The following is a 513-nucleotide window of genomic DNA, read 5'->3' as shown; positions in this document are numbered from 1 at the left end:
GCTGCGCTCTTTGCCTTCCTTCTCAACCCAACAAGCGGCGTGAGGTGAAGCATGATCATTAATAACAGCACCATTCTCCTGACAGGCGCAACGGGCGGAATTGGGCAAGCCATCGCGCAAGAGTTAACAAAACGTGGTGCCAGCCTCATTCTTGTTGGGCGAAACGAAGAGAGCTTGCAAACACTACAGCGTGAACTGTCAAATCCAGAACGTCATGACGTAGTCGTTGCAGACATCACCTCATCAGAAGGATTAACAGCGATTAAAGATCGAGCGCGCCAACATCAAAAAGTGGACGCACTGATTAACAATGCGGGCAGCAACGATTTCTCGCTGTTAAGCCACAAACGACCAACGCAGATTGCAGACGAAATCCAACTCAATCTCGTTGCGCCGATGCTGCTGTGCCAATCGGCGTTAACGTGGCTAAAGCAACCTGGGGTCATTCTCAATATTGGTTCAACATTCGGCTCAATTGGCTACCCAGGCTATACCTCCTATTGCGCGGCAAAA

At 50.1% G+C, this 513-nt stretch carries 1 protein-coding gene; it reads left to right on the top strand.

Translation table 11 applies throughout. The annotated features are described in order from the left end of the window. Positions 1 to 51 precede the first annotated feature (51 nt). A partial coding sequence (locus R7Q11_RS29500) for an SDR family NAD(P)-dependent oxidoreductase (protein ID WP_225467380.1) occupies positions 52 to 513 on the top strand: 462 nt, incomplete at its 3' end.

It is taken from the genome of Vibrio sp. 970 (assembly GCF_033339075.1).
The sequence above is the reverse complement of the archived record's forward strand: the minus strand, read 5'-3'. Positions and strand labels throughout refer to the sequence as shown.